Consider the following 26,634-nt stretch of genomic DNA (forward strand, 5'->3'; position numbering starts at 1 on the left):
AGCGGGTCTGCCGGACACCCATTGAAAATCTGATGTGAATGAAAATAGAATCCGCCGTTTCAGATCTATTCTGAAATAGCGGTGTTCTTCTAGGGCTGACGCCCTAAGATAACTCGCTTACGTTTAATCAGTTCTTCTTTAAAGATACATTAAAAAAATGCGGATATCCGCAAAAATATAATGAGGTAACGGCGCAGGTCTCAGAGAGAGCAGTCAGGGGTCACCTCTTTGCTTCCCGGTGCTATGTCATAATTAAATATGTACAAAAGTTCCGGAATAAAAATGTACAAATGGTATCATCGTAAAAGCTGATAAAGGAGGCTTTTCGATGATTATCAAATCACCTGTTACAACGAATCTGAAAATTGAGAAACTGGAGGACTTATACAAGTTAAGACCATTTATGGAATCAGCCAATCTGAAAATTAATAAAAGCCAGATTGCCCGAGAACTGGACGTGGACAGAAGAACTGTTGATAAATATATCAATGGATTTCATAAGTCAGAGCATCGGGCATCGAGCAATTGTCTGACCCCTTACAAGGACATCATCCGAGAACTTCTTTCGGATGAAAACGAACAGATCTTTTATTACCGCCGCGTTCTTTGGCAGTATCTGTGCGATAACTATGGCTATCATGGCGCTTACAGCAACTTTTGCTATTACCTTTCCAGGGAACCGGAATTCGCCGCGTACTTTCGTAAAAGACTTCCGGCAAAATCAGAAGCCTATATCCGCTATGAGACACCGGCGGGAAAGCAGGCACAGCTGGACTGGAAGGAATCCTTAAGGCTTTTGACGACAGATCTCGGATGGGTTGAGGTGAACATCTTCGTCCTGATCCTATCCTTCTCCAGATACCGCGTTTACCGGATGGTACCGACAAAGTCACAGGATGTACTTTTCTTCTGCCTGGATGACGCGTTTACGGTGTTTGGCGGTGTGCCGGAAGAGATTGTGACGGATAACATGAAAACGGTCATGGATCAGCCAAGGACAAGAGGATCGAAAGGAAAAATAAATATTCGCTTCCAGCAGTTCGCCGATGATTATGGATTCCGAGTCCAGCCATGTATTGCCGCCACGCCAAAGACAAAAGGAAAAGTGGAATCGCCGATGCGGATTCTCGATGAACTCCGCGCATACAACGGTCGACTGACTTACCTTGGATTCGTGGAACTTCTGGCAAAGATCAACGACAGGGAAAACTCGAAAGTACACCCCGGGACCGGGAAGATTCCGCTGATGTATCTGAAAAAAGAAAGGGATTCCTTCAGCCCGTTACCACAGCAGACCATCCGGAATCCCTATCAGCTGGTCGATCATAAAGTCCGCATAGACAACGCCAGCCTCTTCCGCTATCGCGGAAAACAGTATTCCGTACCGCCGGAATACATTGGAAAAAGCGTTACCCTGCAGGTTTACGATGACTACATCCATGTGTATTGTAACATGAAACTCATCGCACTGCAGCCCTTGTCGGAAAAGAAGATCAACTATCAAGAGGACCATTACCGGGATCTCATCTGCAGGACGCATTCGTTTGCAGAAGAAAATATCGCAGCACGGGCAAAGGAAAATCTTAAGGCATTAGGAGCAGTGTATGAATAACAGCAGCATCTACAAACAGACGATACAGAACCTTGGAACACTCCGGCTGAACCAGATGAAACTTCATCTGGAAGAAGTCGCCGGAGATGTGGGAACAAAGAATCTTTCTTTTACGGAGGGACTCTTGAAACTAACGAATTATGAAGTAGACTTCAAGGAACAGTCTGCAGCGCAGAGTACGATTCATGCGGCGGCGTTTCCATTCGTAAAGACACTTTCGGATTTTGACTTCAGCTTCCAGCCTTCCGTGAGCGAAGCCCAGATGCAGGAATTCTGCACTCTTGGATTTATGGAGAAGGCGGAGAATATCGTCTTTCTCGGATCAAGCGGAGTCGGTAAGACCCATCTGGCAACATCCATCGGGATTGCTGCAGCAAAACACCATAACATTACCTATTTCATCAAATGCAGCGATCTTCTGCAGCAACTGAAAAAAGCAAAGCTGGAGAACCGTCTGGAAGCGAGGCTGAAGCATTTCAATCACTACAAACTTTTGATTATTGACGAGATCGGGTACCTTCCGATTGACAAGGAGGATTCCAACCTGTTTTTCCAATTGATCGATATGCGTTATGAGAAGAAAAGTACGATCCTGACGACGAATATCAATTTCGGAGATTGGGACAGCATTTTTTATGATGCAGTCGTTGCAGATGCAATCCTGAACCGTGTTCTACATCATTCCCATGTCATATCGATCACAGGAAAATCCTATCGGTTGAAGGACTTTGAACAGGAGGAACCATCACCGTAAACTGTACATTTTTATTTAGGATTTTTTGTACATTTTTACTTGACAGTTAACACCCGGATTGCCTGATGCAAAGTATTTAGAACTTTTTTCTTATTCGCACTCCACTTCGGTTCAAGCAGGAGATTTTTCGGCCCGTCGCCGGTGAGCCGGTGAATGACGATCTCCGGAGGCAGTATTTGAAGGCTGTGAACCAAAACCTCGGTGTATTCCTCCAGTGTCATGATGTGGAAGGGATCCGCCTGATATTCGTCCGCCAGTTTAGTCCCCCTCAGAACATGCAATAGCTGCAGTTTGATACCATCAGGTCTTGGCTCAAGATTCGAAAGATATCGTATGGTCTCATACATATCTTCATGTGTCTCTCCGGGAAGCCCCATGATCACATGCACGATGACCGTCAGTCCGGCGGCTTTCAGCTTTTGCATTGCATCTTCAAAAACCGGAAGGGGATAGCCTCTGTGGATTCTCTGTGCTGTCTTCTCATGAATCGTCTGCAGCCCCAACTCAACCCATACCGGCTTGATTTCGGAAAGCTCGATAAGCATTTGGAGGATTTCATCGGACAGGCAGTCCGGGCGGGTGCCGATGGATAGGATCACGATTTCCGGACGATTGATTGTCTCCAAATATAGACCCTTCAGACGCTTGGGATCACCATAGGTATTTGTAAAGGATTGAAAGTAGGCGATGTAACGCCTCTTGTTTTCTGGTATGTTGGCCGGAATTTTCCGGTCGACACGTGCTCTGGCAAGGCGAATCTGCTCATCGATCGGCAGAAATGGTGAGGCAAAATCACCGGAGCCTCCCTCCGAACAAAAAGAGCAGCCTCCGAAACCAATCTTTCCATCCCGATTCGGGCAGCTGCAGCCGGAGGAAAGAGACAGCTTGTAAATCTTCTGCCCGTATTCTTTTTTCAGCTCTTCTGAAATGGTCCTGATTTCCATGTGATATCCTATCTTACCGGCGGTCTGTTTTTTTCATCTTATATCAATCGTGACAGTACATGCAAATCTTCTTCGGAGGCATCTCTGTATCATGAAATACTTCTTACACAAGTTGGTGCCTGTCACCAGATGTTTCGGTATTTCCCGCTCGGCCTCTTATAAGAGGGTAATGCCCTTATAATGATGTAGATTTAACAATTAAAAGGTACACCATCATATCCCGTTCAATGCCGTGGACATGAAGGCGGAAAGAAAGTTCCGTCATTTTGTTCTTTCCACCTATGTGGTCCGGAGGAGAAATTTGCGGAGGCGGCAGAGAAGCTTAATAGGAGTATTTCCGGGCAAAATCCGGGCGGATTATCTGCTCTTTTCCTCTTTTTCCAGACCTTTCGATGTCAGCCGGTATACGGTATCGCAGACTTCAGAGATATATTTCCGGTCATGGGAGATACTGATAATGGTCCCGGAGAACTGTTTCAAAACAGCCCGGACAGTCGCTCCGGAAAGAGGGGAGAAATTTCTCGTCGGTTCATCCAGGATCAGGACATTCGCTTCTGTCAGACTGATCTTCAAGAGGAGCAGCTTCCCCTTCTGGCCTCCGGACAGTTCCCGGATCGAATGGGACATTTCGTCTGCCGTATATTTCATGGATCCTAAGTATGTCCGTACCATCGTTACGTCGTCCTTCTTCCCGGAAGGCGCGAGATACTCTGTCGGAGTCCGGTCAAAAGGCAGGGTTTCTTCATAATTCTGTGACATATAGAAGAGGTTAAGATCCCGCCGTGGGAGAAGCTCTTTCGCGATCTTTCGGATCAGGGTTGTCTTGCCGGTTCCGTTATCTCCGATGATGCAGACCTTCTCCGGTCCGCTCACCTTCAGACTAATGTTCTCTGCCAGGCGTCTGCCGTCCGGGGCTATTAACTCCGGCAGATCATATTCGAGTACATTTTTGCCTGCAGGCATGGGCCTCTGATGCTCAAATCGGATCGTGATGGGGGATTCCATTTCCGGAATTTCGGTCATTTCCCCACGCTCCCTGTCATAGCGTTTCTCCAGAGACTTGACTGCCTTCATCTTTTTCTTTAGGAGCTTGCCGCCGTGCGGATCCTGCCTGGAAATGTTCCGAAGATCCGACTCCACCGTCTGTTCGATGCGTCGGAACCGTTCCATGGCTTTTTTCTCTTCGCGCCGCTCGCTGCAGGCTTCTTGTTTCTGTTTATCAAACGCCCGCTGCCGCTCTTCCATAAATGTCCGAAAAGGCATATTGGCGACGGTCACCCGGGGCATTGATTTACGCCGCAGCTGCTCCAGCAGGATCACCCGGTTTGCAGTTCGCTCAATCAGCGTTTCATCGTGGGAGATGAAAAGAACGCTGCCTTTAAAGCGGTTGATCGTATCCTCCAGCCACCGGAGGGTAGAGAGGTCAATATCATTGGACGGCTCATCAAGCAGCAGAATGTCCGGATGGACAAGCAGCAGCCTTGCCATCTGAACCTTGACCCGCTCCCCGCCGGAAAGCGACTGCATCTTCTGGTCGGTGTAAATGAAAGTGCTGGGAAGACCTATCTCTGCCTCTAGTTTTTCCAATTCGTACAGATTTGTTTCCTGAAACATCAGCTGCTCGGAAAAATAGTCATAAACGGTTTTCTCTTTTTCCTCATCTGCAAGTTCCTGCGGCAAATATCCTATCAGCTCGCCCTGAAGGGTCCGGATCCCATCTGCTTCCGCATAGGAGTTCACAAGTTTGGGATCATAGATCCACTTTAACAAGGTGGATTTCCCATTCCCTTCTTCACCGATCAGAACTGCCTTGTCCCCACGATTCAACACAAAATCAAAATTCTGTATAATCGTTCTCAGGTCTTTTCTGTGTGTTATGGTAAGTGATTTGATTTGTAACAAAAAAACGCCCCCTCTCTGACACGCATAGACCGGTAAGAGTCTGTCTGTCAGAGCGGGGCGTTCCTGGTTTGCGTAAAAGACGTGAAAGAGCACAGATCAACGGCAACCGTGTGTATACTGCGATCGGTATCTCTTCCTTAAAGATTCGCTCGAAAGATCCGCTCGAATAACAGATAATCCCACTTCAGTCTACGCAAACCTGCTATGGACACACTGCGCCCATAAAACATCCATCGTTTACATATGCTGAATTCGATCATCTGTTAATCATTGCTTCACCATCACATGAGGATCATGTGCCTTTCAAAAAATCATCTGGACTATATCACAACAAAGCGGTTTCGTCAATCCTGATCCCCCGGAAAGCGTGTGGACAAATTTGTGAAATGAGTTTGACTGCAGCGCTGAAAAAGTATTATTCTTCATCCCCATTCGCTCTTCACGGGCACCTCTGATTTAAAATAATGGAACGAACCTTTAACACATCTATTACACGCTGTTTTCTCATATCCGAGAAATGCAGTGAGTTCAGTTTTTAGCAGGTCATTCATGGCTGTTTCGAGATGAGAACGAAAAAACTCATCCAAAGATTCATTTTCCAATAGTGCTGCAGTAAGTTCTGTGTTATGGTCAGATATAAAGGAACCTCTTTTCTTTGTGTTTTGGTGGTGCTTAAGACGTTACAAGAAAACGGTTCCTTTTTCCAGACCCAAGGAACTTATGTTTTAACATTTACACAAGATATTTTACACGATCGCAGTTTCAGGAGCAGTAAGCTGACTTTATTATGCAATAGGAGGAATGTAAGATGTTGAATATTGGAACAGAAGCACCGGATTTTACTCTGCCGGACCAGAATGGAGAGATGCACAGCCTTTCGGACTATCGTGGAGAGAAGGTAATTCTGTATTTTTACCCGAAGGACATGACGGCAGGCTGTACCAGGCAGGCCTGCGGGTTTGGCGAGCTGTATCCGCAGTTTCGGGAGAAGGGTGCCGTCGTTCTCGGCGTCAGCAAGGATAGTGTTGCTTCGCATAAGAAATTTGAGGAGAAGTACGGCCTGCCGTTCACTCTGCTTTCGGACCCCGAAAAAGAAGTGATCCAGGCGTACGATGTCTGGAAAGAGAAGAAGAACTACGGCAAGGTCTCGATGGGTGTTGTCCGGACGACCTACCTGATCGATGAGAATGGCATCATTGTGAAAGCCTTCGGTAAGGTGAAGGCTGCCGAGAATCCTGCACAGATGCTGGACGAATTGTCATGAGGATCATCATCTCTCCGGCGAAGCAGATGCGGGTGGACACGGATTCCTTCACGTGTACAGAGCTTCCGCCGTTTCTTGAGAAAGCAGGAAGATTAAAGGACTGGATCAGCGGCCTTTCCTATGAGCAGCAGAAGATACTCTGGGCCTGTAACGATAAGATCGCCCTTCAGAACTCCGAGCGGTTTCATCATATGGATCTGCGGCAGAATCTTACGCCTGCGATTCTTGCTTATGACGGGATTCAGTACACTTATATGGCACCTGCTGTATTCGAAGATGGTCAGTATGCGTATGTACAGGAGCATCTGCGCATCCTGTCCGGCTTTTATGGTGTCATAAAGCCTCTGGACGGTGTGGTACCGTACCGTTTGGAAATGCAGGCAAAGGTATCATTTGACCAATATAAGAATCTGTATGACTTCTGGGGTGACAGTCTTTATCGGGAAGTGCGGGACGAGAGCGGGATCATCATTAATCTGGCTTCGAAGGAATATTCCAGGTGTCTGGAAAAATATCTGAAGCCTGAGGACCGGTTTATTACCTGTGTTTTCGGTGAGCCGGAGGGAGGCAAGATTGTCCAGAAGGGCGTATATGCTAAAATGGCCAGGGGCGAAATGGTTCGATTTATGGCAGGCATCCATGCCGAAGCCCCGGAGCAGATGAAAGCATTTAACTGGAGCGGCTATCATTTTGATCCTGACCGCTCGTCGGATACAGAATTTGTTTTCGTGCGCACAGAAATTCCCGGAAAGAAAGCAGCTAAGAACCATGCAGCTGACAGGGAACACTAGAAATATATCGAAGAGATGCACATTGTTACCGGATGTTTTACAAATAGACCATACCCAGCATGTTCTGGATGCTGCAAAATCCATATGTTTTCCGGATGATCAGCTTGATCTTGTTGTTGGTTGCTTCGATCCTTGCGTGGCTCCTGCCAAGCCGTATGGTGTTCAATCTATGGCAAAAGACTGCTGTATCAATATACGAGACAAAAGAAAAACGAAGACACCATCGAGGCAAACCGGTCATGAATTTATAGTACGGTGGCAAAATACGAGACATAAGGAAAACGCAAACAGCCTGACGGAAAAATGGAAAGCCCGTATCTGCAGATGAGATAAAAAACTTGTCGCGGAAACGACGGAACTTGTGCCGGATGCGTTTAATCTTTAAGGGAGGGATAACTCTATGGAATCGGAGAATTTTTGTGGAAAGCTGAAGACAATACGGCTCGTTTCAGAGTTGTCCCTTTATTGTATGCCGGATGCTGGGACCGAGGTACGACAGCAGCTGACCATCACGAGGGATGGCAGGGGATATCTGACACGGTTTATATTTAGCCCGGCGATTGATGATATCAGTGCCTGGAGAGATGAGGATAAGAGAAGATCTAGATTCCAGATCAATCCGGAAAATGCAGAGCATATCATGAAAGCATTTGAGACGACATTTGCAAATCCGGGAGATGAGATCATTATGGCCTGCGATGCCGGATGCTGGAACCTGGAGCTGACGAATGAAGAGGGAAAGAAGTTCAGGTGGAGCGGAAGCCTGCTGGATGATTCCTTCCCGGGAGTCAATGAACTGTCGGATCTGGTGAGAGAGGAAACCGGGATCGAGGATCTTTTTGCCTTCGATGGCTGTCCTGACAGGATCGAGGAGCTGGGTGAATTCTTCGATGAGGATGCCTATAGCCGTAAAAAGCGCCGCGAGTCGGATCTTATTTTCTGCAAGGTGATCTTCCAAGATGCGGAGAAGGAGTACACCTATCTCGCAGATGAGGATATCTATGAGAAGGGAGATTTTGCCTGGGCTCCGGCCGGAAAGGACAACGAGGAGAGGATCGTTCGGGTGACGGACGTGGAGTATCTGCAGCCGGAGGAGGCTCCCTTCCCGGTGGAGAAGACCAAGAAATTGATCCGAAAACTGACACCGGAGGAATATGAGAGGTATGTCGAGGACGGGAAAGAACCGGAATCATTTGAATATAGCCAAGGCAAGAGATGTATTCAGGTAAATATAGACCATGGGAAGAATAGGGAGTAAACGAATGGTCAGAGAAATCATGAGGGATGTCTTCTTCCTCGCACAGAAATCGGAGCCGGCGACGGAAGCTGATCTTCAGGTCGCACGTGATCTTTTGGATACGCTGGAAGCGCATGCAAACGAGTGCGTCGGAATGGCGGCCAATATTCGCGAAGGCAAAGTGAGAGAGCGCCATGCTTGCATGGACGCTCTCGAGCGCGCCCGCGACCCATATGCGTAGCATATGGGTGATCGGCGTGAAGAAACAAATTATCGCCGTTAATATGGGCCTTGTCAACGTAGCTATGCTGAATCCGGCCATTCTTAAGAAGACCAGGCCATTCGAAACGGAAGAGGGCTGCCTTTCTCTTACTGGAACCCGGAAGACGAAGCGGTTTCGTGAAATTAAACTGGAATACCAGGATCTGGACATGAAGAAGCATGTTCAGAAATTTTCTGGCTGGACTGCACAGATCATCCAGCATGAGTGCGATCATCTGGAGGGGATTATCATATGACAGGAGAATTGAATGAATGAGAAGAAACAGAGACGGCAGCTGATTGTGACTGGTGCACTGATCCTGCTGGCAGGGTTGGGAATTCTTATCAATGAAACGGATTACATGGGCACAAGTCACACGACGGCGCTTCAGTATCTGGAGGTATACAGCGCTTTTCTTCCGCTTCTGATCTATATTGTACCCTTTGGGATTTTTGTGAAACAGATCGGTGCAAAGGAAGAGATGAGCAACCGGGAACTGCTGGCTGCTGTTTTCTGTGGAGCATTTATTCCCGCCGCATTTGTCGGAGAGTTGAACGACAGCTTTGACCATCTGATGAAATCCATGATGGGCCATTCCTATTCCGAGGCATGGCTGGGCTCACTCGAAGCGGGAATTGCAGAGGAAGTTCTGAAACTGGGCACAATAGCACTGCTAGTGTATGTGTGGAACAGAAAAACGTTCAGACAGTACCTCCTTGTTGGAATGTGCCTTGGCATGGGCTTTCAGATCGAGGAAGATATCTCGTACATTACAGAAAGCGGATTCAAAAATGTAAACGACGCGTTTCCAACGGCACTGGACCGGATCTCCGGCGCGCTTGGGTCACACTGGTGCTATTCCGCAGTGACCGCAGCTGGACTCTATCTGATTGTCAGAGCCAGTGGAAGAAACCACAGAAGAAAGGGGATCGGCTGGATTCTCCTTGTTGTGGCAGATCATTTTTTGTATGATTCACCGATCGGAAATATAAATTTGTTCAATGCAATTTTGGCAGCGGCGGTTGTACTGCCAGTAATCATTTTTTTCAGAAGTCCGGAAGTGTATACAGCCGGAACATCAGAGAATGGAGGCACCAGGAAGATGAATAGTCACACAATGGTAAAAATCAGAAGAGCTGAGGAGAAGGACATACCGGCAGTGCTGGGGTTGCTGAACCAGGTACTGGAGATCCATGCCGGCATCCGGCCGGATATTTTTATTTCGGGAACGACGAAGTACACGGTGGATGAGCTGAGAGAGATTTTGAAGGATGACAGAAAGCCGGTTTACGTGGCGACTGACGAGCAGGATCATTGCATTGGTTATGCATTCTGCCAGAAGAAGGAGCAGCCGTTCTCGAACAATATGGTTCCTTTTACATCTCTGTTCATCGATGATCTGTGCGTGGATCAGAGCGCACGGGGCAGACACGTGGGTGAGGCGCTTTTTGAGCATGTGAAGCAGGAAGCGAAAAAAATGGGCTGCTACGAGGTGACCCTGAATGTATGGGCAGGCAACACTTCTGCGGAGAAGTTCTATGAAAAAATGGGAATGAAGACCAAGGAAAGGCAGATGGAGTATATCCTATAAATCCCTGTTCACAGGATCCATTCCACCAAAAGTTCTGCGAGTCCGCAGGCGACCATTACTTTGATCGGACCGACCTTGAATTTTCGCAAGGCAATCAGGGCTGCAATGAAGTAGATGACAATACGGACGTCGACATTGCCCGAGACGAAGGAGACCATGCCTTTTGGAAAAACAGCGGGCAGGAGGATGTCAATCCCGGCCGCGAAAATCAGTGCGACTACGGTTGGACGAAGAAAACTTAATATCCCCTGCATCAGGGACAGGTTACGATACTTATTATAGAGATAGGCCAGGGCCGTGACAAAGAGGATGGAAGGGAGGATAACACCAAGCGTTGCGAAGATCGCGCCGGGAATGCCGCCGACAAGATTTCCGACAAAGCTTGCTGCATTGACGGCAATCGGGCCCGGTGTCATCTGGGAGATAGTGACGAGATCTGTAAAATCCCTGGTGGACAGCCAGCCGTATTTGTCGATCACCTGTGCCTGAATCAGGGGCATGGCTGCATATCCGCCGCCGAAAGAGAAGGCACCGATTTTAAGAAAGGCGAGAAAAAGTTCGAGATATGTTTGGATCATCCTACGATACCGGATCCTTTCTATCCTTTGCATGGTGTTCGCGGATCAAGGTCATGAGGGCACCAAAGCCGGCAGTGAATAGAATGATCCAGACGACATTGACATGCAGAAAGTAGTTCAGGACAAAGGATATTATCATGACGGCAAGGAGCAGTCCGTCCCGAGCCTTTATAATGCCGGATGCCATATCGAAGACAACTGAGATGATGACTGCGGCGACACCGGCATTCATGCCCTTCAGCATCGCTTGTACTACAAAGTTCGATTTAAATGCATCGTAAAAAAAGGAAATGGCAGTCAAAATGACAAAGGGCGGAAGGATGGCACCGATCACGGAGACCATGACGCCTGTGATACCGGCGAGCTTGTAGCCGACGACGACCGCTCCATTTACGGCGATAGCACCGGGAGATGACTGGGCAATGGCAACGAGGTCTAATATTTCCTCTTCATCGATCCAGTGCAGCTCATCAACAAATTTCTTTTTCAAAAGGGTTACGATTACATATCCTCCGCCAAAAGTAAAGGTGGAAAGATAGAGCGTTGCGAAGAAGAGTTTCTTCAGAACAGCGCTTTTCTTCTTGGGAGATGTTGTGGAATGAATTCCATTGAGTGTTTTCTCATCCATGGTTAGGATTTTCCTCCTATGCATCATTCCTATTGTAAGACAGGAAATCTCCCGTGTAAAACATTATCGGCGGATTCAGTTGGATCCGGGACAAAGCTCAACCCCCGAGCTCGATCATCCGGTCGATGCATTTTCTTGCATCACGAATGGTTTCGTCCGGGAGAAGGATCTCTTCCGGGCTTTTTCCTTCCACTGCGCGAAGCACATCCGGAAGAGTGGTCATTTTCATATTGTGACAGACGCACTGCTTGGACAGGAGGTAGAAACGCTTCTCAGGGCAGGAGAACTGCAGATGTTCTACGATACTGCTCTCAGTACCGATAATAAATTCTTTGGCATCGGAAGATTCGGCATATTTCATGATACCGGTTGTGGATCCGACATAATCGGCCTGGTCGACCACTTCTTTCAGACACTCCGGATGTACCAGAAGCAGGGCATTGGGATGCTGGGCCTTAGCAATTCTGACCTCGTTTGCAGACATTCGCATATGGGTCGGGCAGCCTCCCTGAATCAGATGCAGTTTCTTGTCCGGAATTTGTTCATTGATCCAGCCGCCCAGATTACAATCCGGGACAAAAAGCATCTCCTTTTCCGGCATATTTTGAATGATCTTAACAGCGGAAGAGGAGGTGACGACAACATCACAAACCGTTTTCAGACTTGCTGTCGTATTAATATAGGCCACCAGGGGCAGCCCCGGATTTTCTTTCTTCAAATGTAAGGCTTGTTCGCGGTTCATCTGCATGGCCATAGGACAGCCAGCCATGGGATTTGCAAGAAAAACCCTCTTATCGGGAGAGAGGATCTTACAGGTCTCGGCCATAAAACGTACTCCGCACATCAGGATGGTTTTCTGCGGCGCTTTTGCTGCCTCTTTACTGAGGCCGTAGGAGTCTCCGATGTAATCTGCAACCTCCCAGATATCTTGGCTCTGATAAGCATGAGCCAGAATACAGATATCCCTTTTCTTCTTTTCTTCAATAATGAGGTCCTGCATTTCCCGTGTTGTCATGGTTTTCATATTTTAGTCCTTTTCAAGTGTTTTGAGGGATTTCTGCAAATTGGTGTTTTGATTTCCCAGGCTTTCTTTTAATCCCTCTTTGAATCCCTCTTTGATTCTTGTACATCCGGATTTTCTTTCCCTGCCATATTTCCGCAAGGTCTTGTCCGAAAGTATAGCACGAATCCTGTAACTGTCAAGACATGTGTTAATATATGTCTTGTCATATATCCAAACAGGTGTTATACTCATCACTAAATTGTAAATTGCCGGTAAAGATATTGTTCATGAACAGTAAGATTGCGGGTAAAGGCATTGTTCATGAACAGTAAAATTGCCGGTAAAGGTATTGTTCTTGATCAGTAAAAATCATGGACGAAAGAAGCGGCTGAGACCGCGGAAAGAAGAAAAAATGAAGAAAACGGATATATTGATCGTCGGCAGTGGCTGCGCAGCCTTATATTTCGCCTTGCAGCTTCCGAAAAACAGGCAGGTGCTTATCATTACGAAGGCGGACTTCGAAAGCAGCGATTCCTATCTGGCACAAGGTGGAATCTGCATGCTGCGGGATGAATCCGATTATGAATCCTATTTCGAGGACACCATGAAGGCAGGTCATAATGAAAATGACCCGGTCTCGGTCGATATTATGATCCGATCTTCCCAGGACGTGATTCGCGACCTGATAGGATTCGGGGTCCGCTTTGCAAGAGATGACCATGGCGCCCTGGCCTTCACACGGGAAGGGGCCCACAGCCATAAGCGGATCCTTTTTCACGAGGACATCACGGGAAAAGAGATCACCAGCCATCTGATGGAGGCGGTCAAGCGTCTTCCCAATGTGACGATGATGGAATATACAACGATGGTGGATATCGTGACGGATGCGAACCGGGGGCAGGCCCGGGGAAATGTAGGGCGAAAGGAAACATGCCGTGGTGCCGTCGTGCGTCTTCCGGACGGGAAACTGGATGTGATCGAGGCCGATTATACCATCTTGGCAACCGGAGGAGTCGGCGGTCTCTACAGTCATTCGACCAATTTCCGCCAGTTGACCGGTGATGCTGTTGCGATTGCATTAAAACACGGGATTGCGACGGAACATGTCAATTATATTCAAGTCCATCCGACGACCTTTTACACAGAACGTGAGGAAGAGCGGAGCTTTTTGATCTCGGAATCGGTACGTGGAGAGGGTGCCAAGCTCTATGGCAAGGATATGCAGCGCTTTACGAATGAGCTTCTGCCAAGAGATCTTCTGACGCAGGAGATTTTAAAGCAGATGAAAAAGGATGGAAGCAAATTTGTCTGGGAAGATCTTAGAACCATTCCACATGACGAGCTGGTTCGACATTTCCCGAATATTATTCAGCACTGTGCGGACAATGGTTATGACGTGACGAAGGAATGTATACCGGTCGTTCCGGCCCAGCATTATTTCATGGGTGGTGTGAAGGTAAATCATGAATCCAGAACCGATATGCCGCATCTTTATGCCATCGGGGAATGTGCCTGCAACGGAGTTCACGGGAAAAACAGGCTGGCATCCAATTCTCTTTTGGAGGCTCTGGTCTTTGCAGGCAGGGCGGCACGTGACATGGAAAAAACTTATGAAAAAGAAAATAGCGTCCTGGCCACGCCGGATCTGTCGGAATACAAGGATCCGATTTCTCTGGAGAGACATTATGCTGCTATGATCCGGAATGAGATCGAGGCTCTGGGAGGCCCGTCTTCTGCCCGGATTGCTTACCGGGAAGACTTCCGGGAAGAAAGCGGCGAGGCGGCGGTATAAGAAAGGAAATAAGGAGAGAAAAATGTTAGACCCGATTACGATGAAATTGCAGGTGGATCCTCTGATTGAAAGCGCCCTTCGTGAGGATATTACGAGTGAGGATGTCAGCACAAATTGTGTCATGCCGTATAGAAAGACCGGAACGGTAGATCTGATAGCAAAAGAGGATGGGATCATCTGCGGACTTCCCGTCTTTGAAAGAGTTTTTACGATTCTGGATCCCGAGACCAAAGTGACTTTTTTTGCAAAGGATGGCGATGAAGTAGAAAACGGAGAGAAGATCGCCTGCATTGAAGGCGATATCCGGGTCCTCCTGTCCGGGGAGCGGACAGCACTGAATTATCTGCAGCGCATGAGCGGAATAGCAACTTATACGCATCAGGCGGCTGCACTTCTGGAAGGAACGGATATCTGGCTTCTGGATACCAGAAAGACTACGCCAAACAATCGGATCTTTGAAAAATATGCGGTTCGAATTGGCAATGGTCATAACCACCGGTATAATCTGTCCGATGGAGTCCTTTTGAAGGACAATCATATCGGAGCAGCCGGCGGTGTGAAGCAGGCAGTAGAGATGGCGCGTGCCTATGCACCCTTTGTAAGAAAAATTGAAATCGAGGTAGAAAATCTGGATCAGGTTCGGGAAGCAGTAGAAGCCGGCGCCGATATCATCATGCTGGATAATATGAGTCATGACCTGATGGCAGAGGCCATGAAGATCATTGATAAGAGGGCAGAGGTCGAGGTTTCCGGCAATGTCACATGTGAAAAGATTGCAAGTCTCACGGATCTTGGTGTAAATTATATATCGAGTGGAGCCTTGACCCATTCGGCTCCGATTCTGGATATTTCTATGAAGCATCTTCACGCGATCTGAAGAACATCATTCGGATATTTCTGTTTCGTATCGAATCAGATGATTGTGATAACAGAGTAAATAAGGGCAGGTGAAAGGAAATTGACGGGAACAGAGCGCCGGGAGGCAATTCTTAAAATTTTACAGGAGAGCGACAGGCAGGTTTCCGGAAGTGCGCTTGCCAGAAAGTTTGCAGTAAGCAGGCAGGTGATCGTACAGGACATCGCCCTGCTTCGGGCAGAGGGAAGTCCGATCCTCTCGGCTGCAAGGGGTTATGTCCTGGACCATCAGGTGAAGGCACAGAAGAGCCGTGTTTTTAAGGTTCACCATATGCCGGAAGAAGCTTCGGAAGAGATGAATCTGATCGTTGACTGCGGAGGCAGGATCGAAGATGTCTTTGTCTATCACAGGGTTTATGGCATTATCCGGGCGCCCATGCATATCCGTTCCCGCCTGGATGTGAAGCGCTATGAGGAAGAGATCTCCGGAGGCAAGAGTTCCCCGCTTTCCAATATCACTGCCGGATATCATTATCATACCGTTACGGCAGACAGCGAAGAGATCCTGGATATCATTCAGAAGGAACTGGCGGATCGAGGTTTCCTGGCTAAGTTACAGGATTATGAGCCGGTTGATTTCTGGTCCAAGCCCAAGCAGAATTAAAACAGACAAGCATTTACTATGAAAAAGAAGTCAGCCCTTGACAGGTACCCGGAATCCCGGACACATATCAGGGGCTGGCTGTTTTTCACGGTTTTCAACCTCTCAGATCCTTTACGATCCGAGTCATGAGCTGATATCTGTGGAAGGGAGTCATGAGGTAAACCCCATCGACCAGATCCTGAATCCGGGCATAGATAGAATTCACATACTTTTGTCCCAAGGCTTCTCCTTCTGCGCGGTCCAGACCGTGGTAGGATCGAATCATGTCTTCGGGAACCGAGATCCCGTTGATCTCCTGATCCATAAAACGCCCATTCCGTTCGCTGATTACCGGAATCAGACCGGCGAGGAGATAGGCATCCGGAAGTTCCCGGCGGGCCAGACGGAGATTTTCCATGGCCTCCTCCGTCAGAACCGGCTGGGTCAGGAAACCGATACAGCCCTGATTCATCTTCTCTCTGGCACGTCCCAATTCTACAGTGAAATTCCGGGCGTTGACATTCAATGCCCCGAAAATGCCGAATTGGTCGCCGGCGAAGACCTCCTGATTCAAAGAATCGATAAAGGCCATCAGTTTCCGGGAGTTAAACTGATAGACCGTCTTAACTTCATCCCGTTCCGCAGTGGGAATGGGATCTCCCGTGATGATCAGAACATTTCGAATGCCTTCGGCGTGGCCGCCGAGAAGTAGAGCCTTGGTAGCATTGATATTCCGGTCCCGGCAGGTCATGTGGGGGATCACATCCAGATCGAGTTCCCGCTTGACCTTGCAGGCAAGAAGCGTCGAATCCATCCGGGCCTGGGCAATGGGACAGTCGGCAATGGTCAGGGTGTCCACGCCGGCAGCCTTTAAGGCCCGGGCTCCTTCCATGAAGCTGGAGAGGTCAGCATTTTTCGGGGGATCCAATTCTACGGCAATTACTTTATCGCCCCTTTGAAGTTTTGTAAGCAGGCGGTTATTGGAAGAGGGGGGATTCTTGATTGTGCCGGGAATCGAAGGGATCGTCCAGCTGCCTCCTGGGCTCTTGTAGTCCACTTCTTTCAGTTTCCGCCCCTGGCAGATCGCAGAAAGCTTTTGAATATAGGCCGGACTTGTGCCACAGCAGCCGCCGACCGCCCTTAGGCCAAGATCCAGGATCGACTGCATGGATGTCTGAAAATAGTCCGGATTTCCATCGAAGAAAGATCGGAATCCCCGGACCACCGGATAACCGGCATTTGGCATGGCAAGCAGGCGGGGCCGGATCGAGGCAGGGAGCTTCTCCAGGAGCCGGAACATGGATCCCGGATTGGAGATGCAGTTCAGGCCGGACAGGTCAACCAGGCCACTGGCCAGAGTTTCCTGGATCAGGCGCATATAGAACTGGCCCTCGGTTGAATAGCCATCGGGCAGCACACCATATGTTACGGCAATGAAGGCATCCCTGTTTTCTTTTCGGATATACTGAACTGCCTCTAAGATGCCCTCGCTGTCTCTCTGTGTCTCGAAGAGAAAACATGAAATCCCGGCCTTTAAAAATGTGTCCACGGCTTCGATATATTGAGAAGCCTTCTGCTTCGGTCCGTCCCCGGGAGCAGGACCGAGATCGGCGAAAATGTAGACCGGATCTACGTCTTCTGATATATGACCGGACTCTTTTCTCCATTCGAAGATGGCTTGTCTGGCCAGAGAAAGGCCCTTTTGTATAACGAATTCTGCTTCATCCTTTCCCTTCAAATTCAAAGAATAAGCGGCAAAGGTGTTGGTCTTTATGGCCCGGGCACCTGCGAAGAGATAGTCCTTGTGGATCTTCTTCACGAGATCGGGCCGGTCTATATTTCCCATCTCGCAGGGCCTATTCATGGCAAGCTCTTCCTGATAATAGGTGCCAAAGGCACCATCGAAAACCAGGATCTTCTGCTTTAAGTAGTCTCGGATGTCGGTCAATTTGTCTCCTCCTTATTTCCCGAAGACCTTCTTCGCAACTTCTACGGATTCTCTGGCATCGGCTGCATAATAGTCAGCACCCATTTTCCGGGCATATTCCGGTGTCAGAACAGCCCCGCCGACGAAGACTTTGACGCCTGGGCAGGACGCGTGGACGGCGTGGATGGTTTCCTCCATAGCCGGAAGGGTCGTCGTCATGAGGGCAGACAGGCCGACCAGGCCGGCGCCGGATTCTTTGGCTGCTTTTACGACATTTTCGACAGGTACATCCCGGCCCAGGTCGATCAGACGATAGCCGTAGTTCTCCAGAATAACTTTTACAATGTTCTTTCCGATGTCATGGATATCGCCCTTGACCGTGCAGATCACGATCGTGCCGTTCGAGACATCGCCGCTGCCCTGAGCCTGGATCCTTTCCTTAATCATGTCGAAGGCAGCTGTAGCGGCGTTTGCCGAAGAAATGAGCTGGGGCAGGAAGATGACCTGCTTCTCATAGAGGTCGCCTACCTTGTCCAGGGCGGGGATCAGATAATTGTTAATCACATCTTCTTCGCTGTGGTCTGCTAACAGAGCTTCGGACAGGGTCCGGGTCTCCTGTTTCAGGCCCTTTAAAACCGCCTGTTCCACGGTCATTTCGGAGGATGGGCCGGAAACTGTGGAGGCTCCGCCAGCCTGACTGGCAGCAGAAGTTTTGCCGGCTCCTGACCCGGAAGATGCGCCTGCAGGAGAATTTCCGCTTCCGTTTTGCCCCGGACTTGTCGCAGCCGGCTCAATCCGGTTGGCAAAGCGCTCGATATAGGCTTCGCAGTTCTTGTCTTCACCGGACAGGACCTTGAAAGCAGAGACCGCATCCATGAGCGCCAGGGTGTTTGGATTAATGATCGCAAAATCCAGACCGCACTGCATGGCCTGTATCAGGAAATTTTCTGTGATATGACTTCTGGCCGGCAGGCCGAAGCTGATATTGCTGACACCGAGACAGGCATGGAGTCCGAGCTTTTCGTGAACCATACGGAGGGCAGCCAAGGTCTCCCGGGCCTGGTCCTGCTGGGCCGAAACGGTCAGAGTCAGGCAGTCGATCAAGAGGTCTTCCTTCGGGATGCCGAAACTCATGCAGCGATCCAGGATGTATTGGGCTTTTTGGAATCGCCCTTCCGCCGTCTGCGGAATGCCGTCTTCATCCAGGCAGAGGCCGACGGTGGCGGCTCCGTATTTTTTCAAAACGGGCAGGAAGCGGTCCAGCCGTTCGTTATCGGCCGTGATCGAATTCACCAGGGGCCGGCCGGCATAGACGCGGAGGGCAGCGGCAACGACATCGGCATCGCCGGAATCGATCTGGAGGGGGAGAGAGATCACGCCCTGGAGAGCCTTTACGACTTCGACCATGAGAGCCTTTTCGTCTCCGCCGGGGACACCGACATTGACATCCAGAATGTCTGCTCCGGCATCCTCTTCTGCCAGGGCGATTTTACAAATATAGTCCATATCGTGACGAAGCAGGGCTTCCTGGAATTTCTTCTTACCTGTAGGATTGAGCCGCTCGCCGATCACACGGACGCCGCCGAATTCACAGATGTCGGTAGAAGAGCAGATGCCTCGACGAATGGGTTTGGACCGTAAGAATTCCTCCGGACGGTGGTCGTCCCAGCAGACTCTTTTCACCCCTTCCCGGTCCAGCATCTGACAAAGACTTCGAATGAAGTCGGGATTACTTCCGCAGCAGCCACCCATGGCAATCAGGGGAAGGTCCAGATAGGCCTTCATTTCTTCTGCAAAATTTTCCGCCGAAAGGAGGTATTCACCGGTTTCCGGATCAGGCAGACCGGCATTAGGCTTGATGATCAGAGGAAGACTGGTCCATTCCGAGAGTTCCCGGGCCAGGGGCAGGATCTCGGAAGGACCGAGAGAACAGTTGATGCCAAGTGCATCAACGCCTAGGCCCTCCATGGTCATAGCGAAAGCGCCGAGGGCTGTTCCTGTGAAGGTCCGGCCGGATGCTTCGAAGGTCATGGTGATCCAGACCGGAAGGTCGGAATTCTCCTTCGCAGCCAGGACAGCGGCTTTGGCATCTAAGAGATCCGTAAAGGTCTCGAATAGAATGAGGTCTGCGCCGGCTTCTTTCCCGGCCAGAACGGATTCTTTATACGCTTCGTAGGCATCCTCGAAAGTGACGGTACCTAAGGGTTCCAGGAGTTCTCCGATGGGACCGAGGTCCAGGGCAACAGAAACCTTCTCTCCATAGCGTTCGGCTCCGGTGTCGGCAGCCTGCCGGGCAGAATGAATGGCATTCGTAATGGCCGTCCTGGTGTCGATCGGCTGGCCGGCCAGTTTCCGCGGATTCGCGCCGAAGGTATTGGCATAAATGATCCGGGAGCCGGCATCGATATAGCTCATATGAACCGTTCTTATGATATCCGGATGGTTAAAACCAAAAACTTCCGGATGTTCTCCCGGGGCAAGTCCCCGGGCCTGCAGCATGGTTCCCATGCCACCGTCCAGCAGAGTGATCTTTTTCATCTTTTTATTCTGTCCTTCTTCCAAAACAATCTCTCTTTTGCCTTTTTCAGTTTTTTATGGAATGCCGGCTTCTCAAAAAGGCACTTCCTTTATTCATTCGCCGCAAAAGACGCCGGCTTTACGGAAGCGGCAGCTGGCATTCAGATTGCAGCTGGCGCAGCTTTTCTTCTTCTCATGAAGCGGCCGGTTGGCGATGCCGAGAACGGCAGTCACCGATTTCCTTGGCACCATAATGTGTTCCGCGGTCATGGTGAGACCGATCCGGTGGACCTCCAGCGCCTGCCCGAAAGGATTCTGACTGGCCAGGGGCAGGTCTCCGTAGCCCGGAGAGAAACGGCTGGTGAGGTAGAGCCCCTGCTTTCTAAGGTCCCTCCGAAGCATTGCTTCGTAACTGTCCAAGACAGCTTCAATCAGAGTCGAACCGGCGGAATCCATAATGAGGGCACTCGTTGTATCCCGAACTTCCTCCACATGGATGGCCCGATCCAGACCGGATCCGAGCGTGGCTGCAATGAGAAGGATCTCCTGACAGCCTTTGAGATGCTCTGTGATATCTCGCCCGGTGAGGAAATATAGATCATCCGGGAGACTCTCATCCGCTTTTCTTTGATAGCGGCAGTAGATGAGACGCGGATCGACTGCCCGGTTGACTTTATTGATCGCTTCGGAAAAGAGTGCATCTAATTCCGGTCCGATCGTCTGCCCCCGGTAGCCGAGATAGCGGAGCACTTCGCTTCGGTCTTCCCTGGTCAGCCGGACGGATCGGATGCGGTCATCTACGATCGGGATCATAGGGATCTCCTCATGTTCTTCTTTCCGTCCTTCATTTCGTCCTTTATTTCGTTCTTCTTTTCGGACCCTTTGGCGCCGTTAGCCGCGAACACAGCGGCAGCCAGACCGAAGAGGACAAGCGAAAGAAGCGGGAAGGAAGGAGTCTCTCCGGTCGCAGGGGATTTGGCTGCAGGGGAGTTGGCTTTGGAATCTGCCGTTGATAGGCCGGCTGTTGAGTTAGCGGAAGCGGAGTTTCCAGTCGAAGATACGGACTTAGGATCTGTCACCTGGCCGTTCATAGAAGAAGTCTTCGGCTTTTCATTTGCATTTTCGTTTTCCTGATCAGATTGGCTGGCAGAAGCAGGGCTTTCCTTGGCTTTGAGGGCGAGGAGGACACCGGAATCATTGGAGTAGTAGAGGGTGCCATCGGAACCCAGGGTGATCTGGGCGTCGGAGAAGTTTGGAGCCTTAGATACGGTCAGAGAACTATAGGTTATCGGATTAGAAAGTTTTCCATTCTTCTCGGTCAGGCTGATCGCTGTGCCTGGATCCTTGACGCTATAGTCAGAAGGGTTCGAAGAACCGAAGACAGCACTGTAGAGGAGGGTATTGTCCGGATCATCGGGATCATCGAAGGCCTGGATATTAAAGGTCTTTCCCATGCCGGAGATCGTTTTGGATCCCAGAGGATTCAGATCTGTATCATACAAAGCTACGATGCCATCGCTTCCATAGGATCCTCCAACGTAGATTTTTCCATTTTTTACCAGGGGAGTGGTTGTGGAATCAGTGACATTGAGCGTAACAGATCGATCTTTGGAAAAGACACCGGTGGTAGAATTGATCATAGTCTGGTGGAGTTCAGGACTGGCACTATTACCCCATCCGGCATTTGGATTATGGGTGATGTAATAGAGTTTGCCATCATCATAGGTGAAGGAAGAGTAGATGGCTTGATTTGCGTCGATGCTCAATGTGTCAAGCTTTGTTCCATCTGTTTTATAAGAATAGAGAGTACCGGAGTTGTCGCCGAAAATGACGGTATTGCCGATTACCAGAGGAGCAGAATTCTTGATATCGGAACTTGGTTGAACGCTCCAAAGAGTTTTACCACTATTGGCGTCAAGAGCAAAGAAGGTTTTAACGTTGTTCCCATAGAGACAGTTGTCTGCATAAGTTAATGGCGAGTTGCAATAGGAAGTGGATTTATTTATGTCACTGGTCCATTTTAGTGAAAGATCCGATGTTTGATATGCACGAACAGGATTACAGTATTGATTCCCACTGGAATCGTAGCCACTATCCTGAACAAAAATCGTATCCTTTCCGTTCGAAGTCAGAAAGACATTGTAACCATTTGCTACATGATCTTTTTTGAAAATGATCTTACCATCCTTGGGATCTATTTTATAGAGGGATTCGCCCCCAACAATATAGAGGAATCCATTGAGTTCCACAACCTGGCTGGGATTGTTTGTATAGGATGAAGGATCTGAATTGATCGTCTGCTGCCATTTTACTTCAGTCTTTTCAGGTTCGCGGGGATAAGAAAGACTTTCTGCCTTCGCAAGTCCTGCATTTCCAAGGCACAAGCTGACTGCCAGAAGGGCAGTCAGGAGCAGGGTAGTGAAAGTTGGCCTTGCCCTTCCTGTTTTCTTTTTCCAGTCCGTTCTTGGGTCGATTCTAAGATTCATTTTCAAGTTTCCTTTCCAGTTTTGTGTTGATCATCTTTTTTCTTTTTCCTTTGGCTTCCAATTTACTCTATTTTCTTTCGCACCGGAAGTAGTTAAATTCGATAAAAGCCATATTTGATTTTAACGCGTTCCAGTCGTGAAAGCACGCGATTTCCGAGGAGAAAGACAATCAATGCAGTTCGGAAGGCATGCCACAAGTCATAAGACAGACCGGCAAGATAGTAAGCCCGGGCACTGTCCCAAAACTCCCGTGGCGTGAGTTCTGACAGGGTATTCGCCGTCAATACGGTCGACAGGTTCATAATGCCTCCGTAAAGGATGAGAACGGTTACAAAGGAAAAGGCTGTCAGGGTGACAGAATCCGCAGGCAGCCGCTTGTGCTGGAAGAGTAATCCGAGAAGAAGGCCGAGAAATCCGAAGGCATAGACCCGCCAGCCCCAGAAAGTATGATCTCCCAAGGGCAGGATCAGATAAGAAATGTAGCCCAAAAGCTCACAAGAAAAAAGGCTTAGCATGGGCCCCGTCAGAAGGCGGAAAGACCGGGTGTTCCTTTGGTTTTTTGCTTTCCAGCGGTCATAAGGGTCTTTCAGGCTGGGAGAAACCTTGTTGAAGGAGAGCCCGGCAAGAAAGCCCAAAAGTCCCCAGGCAAACATCTGCCAGGGGGTCCAGATTCCTTGCCCCAGGAAGAAATTCACCAGGAAACGGCTGAGAGAGCCAACCAGGAAGCCGGTTTCCGGACCAAAGGCGATACCGGAGAGAATGACCATGGCGGTTCCCATCTGAATGGGCAGCACCGTCTGAGAAAGGAGGTCCCCAAGGACGGTCATTGCGGACAGGAGTGACAGCATGGCTACTTCGCGGGCCCGGATCCTCCGGCCTTCCAGGTGAATAATGAAGGGAAGGACGCTTACGGCCAGGACCAGGAGGCTGATACAGAGATAAGCGCTATGGTCTATATTTCGTAAGATCATGGAGTCCATCCTTTCCGCCGAGCTTTGATGTTTTCGACTACTTCTTCGACGGTGATGCCCTGGAAGGGACAGTCGGCACTCATGCGGGCCGGGGCTGTGGTATAAAAGTGGTTTCGGAGGAAAAAGTCACGGGGCTTTTCTGATGGTGTCAGCCGTCCGTCGAAGAGCAGGGAGACGCAATCGGCGTAATGCGCGGCAAAGGAGAGATCGTGAGTCACCAGAAGGATACTTTTTCCCTTGGAAGCCTGATCTCGAAGAAGCCGGCCCAGCATTTTCTTATTCCAGGGATCCAGGCCCTTGGTGGGTTCGTCCAGAAGAAGGAGGCGGGGATCCAGAAGAAGGAGTTTTCCCAGCGCCAGCCGCTCGGCCTCTCCGCCGGACAGATCATAGGGATGGGCCTCTGAGTGTTCGAAAAGTCCCAGAGAAGAAAGAAGGGCCTGGATCTTCTTTTGGTATCGATCCGCCTCTTCTTCGCTCCCCGGTACTGGAAGCATCTCTCGCAGCTCTTCTTCTACCGTAATTCCGTGGAAAAGAGCCTTTGGATCCTGCGGAAGCAGGACCAGGCCTTTCGAACCTCTCTTGATATCTCGAATCGACCGAATTCTCTTATCGAAGCAGAAGTACTTCCCCTGGCTTGGCGGAAGCAGGCCGGACAGGAGCCGGAGCAGGGTAGTCTTGCCGGAGCCGTTACCGCCGACGATGGCATAGATCTGCCCGGACGAAAGGGACAGGGAAGAGCCGCGGAGAAGTTCGACAGGTGAATTCGGGTATGAGAAATAGAGGCCCCGTGCCTGGAGGACGGGCCGATCCAGCTTTGCCCGCTTGGAAGTCAGTTGCTGCTTTTCTACCGCTTGCTTTCGTTCCGCCGGAAAAGATTCAGCAGGACCCATTTCTCTCGATGGAACATCCGGAATATCTGGAACATTTGGAACATTTGGAACATTTGGATCATTATTATTGTCGCTTCCGGCAGTTCGCCTTTCTTCGGGAGCGAGTGCACGGAGAAAGGCACGTCCCTGACGGGTGGACAGGGGCGGCATCGTAGATGACCCGGTATTTTTTACCCCCGCCCAGATCCGTGTGGCGGACGGAAAGTCAAGAGAATCCTCCCTGCAGGACCTTGCTAATTCTTCCGGCCGGCCCTGGGCAAGGATCCTTCCATCTTCCATTCGCACCACCTGATCCGCCATCGCATAGAGACTCTCGATCCTGTGTTCGGACAAAAGGATGGTCAGACCGAGTTCTGCATGAATATGATGGAGCATATCATAGAGACGGGCCGATGCAATGGGGTCCAGCTGGCTGGTAGGCTCGTCCAGAAGGAGGACCTTTGGCTCCATAGCCAAAACCGAGGCCAGATTCAGGATCTGCTTTTCCCCGCCGGACAGATCCGAAGTTTCGCGTTCCATCCAGGAGGCAATCCCGAAATAGTTGGATACTTCCGCGATCCTTCGATCCATAGCATCCTTTGGGAAACCGAGATTCTCCAAGCCGAAAGCCAGCTCGTGCCAGACCCGGTCGGTTACGATCTGATTTTCGGGATCCTGGAAGACATATCCGATCTGACCGGCTGCCTCCCGATCCCTTAACCGGCTGATTGGAACGCCATGAAAGGTCACCGAACCCTCGCTTCTTCCATAAGGAATCAGCGCTTTTTTCATCTGACGAAGGAGGGTGGTTTTCCCACATCCGGATGGTCCGGTCAGAAGGACGAACTCGCCGGAATCAAAGGAGAGGTCTATATTTCGAAGAGCCGGCTGGTCACGGTCAGGGTAGGTGAAGGTCAGGTTTTTGATTTCCAGAAGACTCATTGATGGCCTCCTTTCTGCGGTTTCCGTCGGATCCGATCCGATCTGTGGGAAGGGGTGGACTGGCTGTCTGCCCGGGTAAGATTGGAAAGCAGGCCCGGATCGACCGGCCCTTTCTCCTGTCTGGAGTTCGAGAGCAGGGGCAGGGCAGTCTGGGCTCTAAGAGGCATCTGGCTCGTAAGCAGGGGCAGGGCAGTCAGGCAAAAATAGACCAAGGCCGTGAAAACCATGCCGGGGCCGGCTTTGGATAAGGCGAAGGTGGGGTAGAAACGGATCGCACTGCGAAGGCGGATGGTGCCCGTCAGAGAAAGAGGGCCGAGGATCAGGGTCAGGATCAGAAAGCAAAGGGATCTTGAATTCCAGTGAAAGCGGTTATAGCTTGTCTTATGGTGGAGGGCATAGCCCCGGGCATCCATGGAATCACCGGTTTCGATGGCACTTTCCAGAGACCAGCTTAGAACTGTCGAGAATTCGATCGAGGACTGGCGGATCTTCTGCATCCGGCTATGACCTTCGTGGCCCATGGCAAGCTCTGCATCATGGACCTCCTGGAAACGTCTTCGTAGATTGGGCAGATAGTGGAGGACCATAGAGATGGTTAAGCCCAGGCGAGGGGCCCAGGCAGAAAAAAGCCAGATCAATTTATCCCGGCTTAGAACTTTTTGAAAGTTCAGACACCAGAGCAGGACGGCCCAGAGAGCCAGGGCCATGAAAAAGCCGCGAAGCAGGGCTTCCAGAGTGATACGGTTTCCATTGATATAAAAAAGAATGCTTTCACCATAGTGGCTGGTCAGGCCATTGATCAGGACCAGAAGAAGGGCGAAAGGCGGGAAGGAAAGGAGACTTTTCATCAGAGTCTGCCGGTCGAAGAGGACCCTTACATAGATTGCGCCCATGACGAAGGAGAGGGATAGAAGAAGGGGGTGGAGGGAGAACATGGGGCAGAGAATGACAAAGAGATAGAAGAAAAAGAGGGAGAGAGGGTGGATATCCCGGTTTGAAATTATTGTTTTTGCAGAATTTTCCAAAGTCGACATAGAAATCCCCTTGTCAGCGTGGGAGACTACGA

22 protein-coding genes and 3 pseudogenes are annotated in these 26,634 nt (G+C 49.8%); 11 read left to right on the forward strand and 14 right to left on the reverse strand.

Annotation, left to right across the window (positions count from 1 at the left end; genetic code table 11):
* Positions 1-328: 328 nt before the first annotated feature.
* Together istA and istB are read left to right on the forward strand one after the other, a co-directional pair.
* Positions 329-1,612: an IS21 family transposase gene (gene istA, locus ACKX2L_RS10905; RefSeq protein WP_497553290.1), complete on the forward strand. Its 1,284-nt coding sequence runs from the start codon at positions 329-331 to the stop codon at positions 1,610-1,612.
* A complete protein-coding gene (istB, locus tag ACKX2L_RS10910; protein ID WP_410042591.1) occupies positions 1,605-2,366 on the forward strand; it encodes an IS21-like element helper ATPase IstB in 762 nt (253 codons plus the stop codon). Before istA ends, istB begins: the two co-directional genes overlap by 8 nt.
* A gap of 35 nt (positions 2,367-2,401) precedes the next feature.
* Here istB and mnmL read toward each other — a convergent pair whose 3' ends face one another.
* The 3 genes and pseudogenes from mnmL to ACKX2L_RS10925 all read right to left on the reverse strand — a co-directional run.
* A complete protein-coding gene (gene mnmL, locus ACKX2L_RS10915; RefSeq protein WP_497553291.1) occupies positions 2,402-3,310 on the reverse strand; it encodes a tRNA modification radical SAM protein MnmL/YtqA in 909 nt (302 codons plus the stop codon).
* 357 nt (positions 3,311-3,667) lie between these two features.
* Complete coding sequence (locus ACKX2L_RS10920; RefSeq protein ID WP_497552078.1) at positions 3,668-5,212, reverse strand: ATP-binding cassette domain-containing protein; 1,545 nt, start codon at positions 5,210-5,212, stop codon at positions 3,668-3,670.
* Between the two features lie 503 nt (positions 5,213-5,715).
* Positions 5,716-5,850, reverse strand: a pseudogene (locus ACKX2L_RS10925) (IS256 family transposase); the annotation flags it as partial.
* A gap of 170 nt (positions 5,851-6,020) precedes the next feature.
* Here ACKX2L_RS10925 and bcp point away from each other — a divergent pair.
* Both bcp and yaaA read left to right on the forward strand, forming a co-directional pair.
* Complete coding sequence (bcp, locus tag ACKX2L_RS10930; protein WP_497553292.1) at positions 6,021-6,476, forward strand: thioredoxin-dependent thiol peroxidase; 456 nt, start codon at positions 6,021-6,023, stop codon at positions 6,474-6,476.
* On the forward strand, positions 6,473-7,267 hold the full coding sequence (gene yaaA, locus ACKX2L_RS10935; RefSeq protein WP_497553293.1) for a peroxide stress protein YaaA: 795 nt from the start codon (positions 6,473-6,475) through the stop codon (positions 7,265-7,267). Before bcp ends, yaaA begins: the two co-directional genes overlap by 4 nt.
* A 37-nt stretch (positions 7,268-7,304) precedes the next feature.
* Here yaaA and ACKX2L_RS10940 read toward each other — a convergent pair whose 3' ends face one another.
* Complete coding sequence (locus ACKX2L_RS10940; RefSeq protein ID WP_497553294.1) at positions 7,305-7,541, reverse strand: transposase; 237 nt, start codon at positions 7,539-7,541, stop codon at positions 7,305-7,307.
* A 126-nt stretch (positions 7,542-7,667) separates the two neighbouring features.
* On the opposite strand from ACKX2L_RS10940, the gene ACKX2L_RS10945 reads away from it, so the two are divergent.
* The 4 genes and pseudogenes from ACKX2L_RS10945 to ACKX2L_RS10960 all read left to right on the forward strand — a co-directional run bounded on the left by ACKX2L_RS10945 (position 7,668) and on the right by ACKX2L_RS10960 (position 10,357).
* On the forward strand, positions 7,668-8,525 hold the full coding sequence (locus tag ACKX2L_RS10945) for a hypothetical protein (protein WP_497553295.1): 858 nt from the start codon (positions 7,668-7,670) through the stop codon (positions 8,523-8,525).
* Positions 8,526-8,529: 4 nt separating this feature from the next.
* Positions 8,530-9,022, forward strand: a pseudogene (locus tag ACKX2L_RS10950) (peptide deformylase).
* A gap of 225 nt (positions 9,023-9,247) precedes the next feature.
* Positions 9,248-9,796 (forward strand): annotated as a pseudogene (locus tag ACKX2L_RS10955) (PrsW family glutamic-type intramembrane protease); the annotation flags it as partial.
* An 87-nt stretch (positions 9,797-9,883) separates the two neighbouring features.
* Complete coding sequence (locus ACKX2L_RS10960) at positions 9,884-10,357, forward strand: GNAT family N-acetyltransferase (protein WP_497553308.1); 474 nt, start codon at positions 9,884-9,886, stop codon at positions 10,355-10,357.
* Positions 10,358-10,365: 8 nt separating this feature from the next.
* Here ACKX2L_RS10960 and ACKX2L_RS10965 read toward each other — a convergent pair whose 3' ends face one another.
* From ACKX2L_RS10965 to nadA, 3 genes are all read right to left on the reverse strand, one after another.
* Positions 10,366-10,935 (reverse strand): chromate transporter, encoded by a 570-nt coding sequence (locus ACKX2L_RS10965; protein ID WP_497553296.1) that lies wholly within the window; start codon positions 10,933-10,935, stop codon positions 10,366-10,368.
* A gap of 1 nt (position 10,936) precedes the next feature.
* Entirely contained in the window at positions 10,937-11,563 is a 627-nt protein-coding gene (locus ACKX2L_RS10970) for a chromate transporter (protein ID WP_497553297.1), read from the reverse strand.
* Positions 11,564-11,660: 97 nt separating this feature from the next.
* Positions 11,661-12,587, reverse strand: a complete 927-nt coding sequence (nadA, locus tag ACKX2L_RS10975; RefSeq protein ID WP_497553298.1) for a quinolinate synthase NadA — start codon at positions 12,585-12,587, stop codon at positions 11,661-11,663.
* Between the two features lie 391 nt (positions 12,588-12,978).
* On the opposite strand from nadA, the gene ACKX2L_RS10980 reads away from it, so the two are divergent.
* The 3 genes from ACKX2L_RS10980 to ACKX2L_RS10990 all read left to right on the forward strand — a co-directional run bounded on the left by ACKX2L_RS10980 (position 12,979) and on the right by ACKX2L_RS10990 (position 15,877).
* Positions 12,979-14,358 carry an L-aspartate oxidase gene (locus ACKX2L_RS10980; protein ID WP_497553299.1) on the forward strand — a complete coding sequence of 460 codons (1,380 nt, stop codon included), beginning with the start codon at positions 12,979-12,981 and terminating at the stop codon, positions 14,356-14,358.
* Positions 14,359-14,380: 22 nt separating this feature from the next.
* The gene (gene nadC, locus ACKX2L_RS10985; RefSeq protein ID WP_497551831.1) at positions 14,381-15,235 is read left to right on the forward strand and encodes a carboxylating nicotinate-nucleotide diphosphorylase; all 855 of its coding nucleotides are present in this window, start codon (positions 14,381-14,383) and stop codon (positions 15,233-15,235) included.
* An 81-nt stretch (positions 15,236-15,316) separates the two neighbouring features.
* A complete protein-coding gene (locus ACKX2L_RS10990) occupies positions 15,317-15,877 on the forward strand; it encodes a transcription repressor NadR (protein WP_497553300.1) in 561 nt (186 codons plus the stop codon).
* A gap of 94 nt (positions 15,878-15,971) precedes the next feature.
* Here ACKX2L_RS10990 and ACKX2L_RS10995 read toward each other — a convergent pair whose 3' ends face one another.
* From ACKX2L_RS10995 to ACKX2L_RS11025, 7 genes are all read right to left on the reverse strand, one after another.
* Positions 15,972-17,804, reverse strand: a complete 1,833-nt coding sequence (locus ACKX2L_RS10995; protein WP_497553301.1) for a bifunctional homocysteine S-methyltransferase/methylenetetrahydrofolate reductase — start codon at positions 17,802-17,804, stop codon at positions 15,972-15,974.
* 12 nt (positions 17,805-17,816) lie between these two features.
* Positions 17,817-20,345 carry a homocysteine S-methyltransferase family protein gene (locus ACKX2L_RS11000; RefSeq protein ID WP_497553302.1) on the reverse strand — a complete coding sequence of 843 codons (2,529 nt, stop codon included), beginning with the start codon at positions 20,343-20,345 and terminating at the stop codon, positions 17,817-17,819.
* A 69-nt stretch (positions 20,346-20,414) separates the two neighbouring features.
* Positions 20,415-21,113 carry a vitamin B12 dependent-methionine synthase activation domain-containing protein gene (locus tag ACKX2L_RS11005; protein WP_497553303.1) on the reverse strand — a complete coding sequence of 233 codons (699 nt, stop codon included), beginning with the start codon at positions 21,111-21,113 and terminating at the stop codon, positions 20,415-20,417.
* A complete protein-coding gene (locus ACKX2L_RS11010; protein WP_497553304.1) occupies positions 21,110-22,786 on the reverse strand; it encodes an outer membrane protein assembly factor BamB family protein in 1,677 nt (558 codons plus the stop codon). The genes ACKX2L_RS11005 and ACKX2L_RS11010 overlap by 4 nt, the downstream gene beginning before the upstream one ends.
* 92 nt (positions 22,787-22,878) lie before the next feature.
* The gene (locus ACKX2L_RS11015; RefSeq protein WP_497553305.1) at positions 22,879-23,757 is read right to left on the reverse strand and encodes an ECF transporter S component; all 879 of its coding nucleotides are present in this window, start codon (positions 23,755-23,757) and stop codon (positions 22,879-22,881) included.
* Positions 23,754-25,568, reverse strand: a complete 1,815-nt coding sequence (locus ACKX2L_RS11020) for an ATP-binding cassette domain-containing protein (RefSeq protein WP_497553306.1) — start codon at positions 25,566-25,568, stop codon at positions 23,754-23,756. Before ACKX2L_RS11020 ends, ACKX2L_RS11015 begins: the two co-directional genes overlap by 4 nt.
* Positions 25,565-26,602 (reverse strand): energy-coupling factor transporter transmembrane component T, encoded by a 1,038-nt coding sequence (locus tag ACKX2L_RS11025; protein WP_497551823.1) that lies wholly within the window; start codon positions 26,600-26,602, stop codon positions 25,565-25,567. The genes ACKX2L_RS11020 and ACKX2L_RS11025 overlap by 4 nt, the downstream gene beginning before the upstream one ends.
* Positions 26,603-26,634: the final 32 nt, after the last annotated feature.

Origin of the sequence: Porcibacter vitabionis, assembly GCF_046263795.1 — a bacterium.
Lineage (GTDB): Bacteria > Bacillota > Clostridia > Lachnospirales > Lachnospiraceae > Lachnocurva.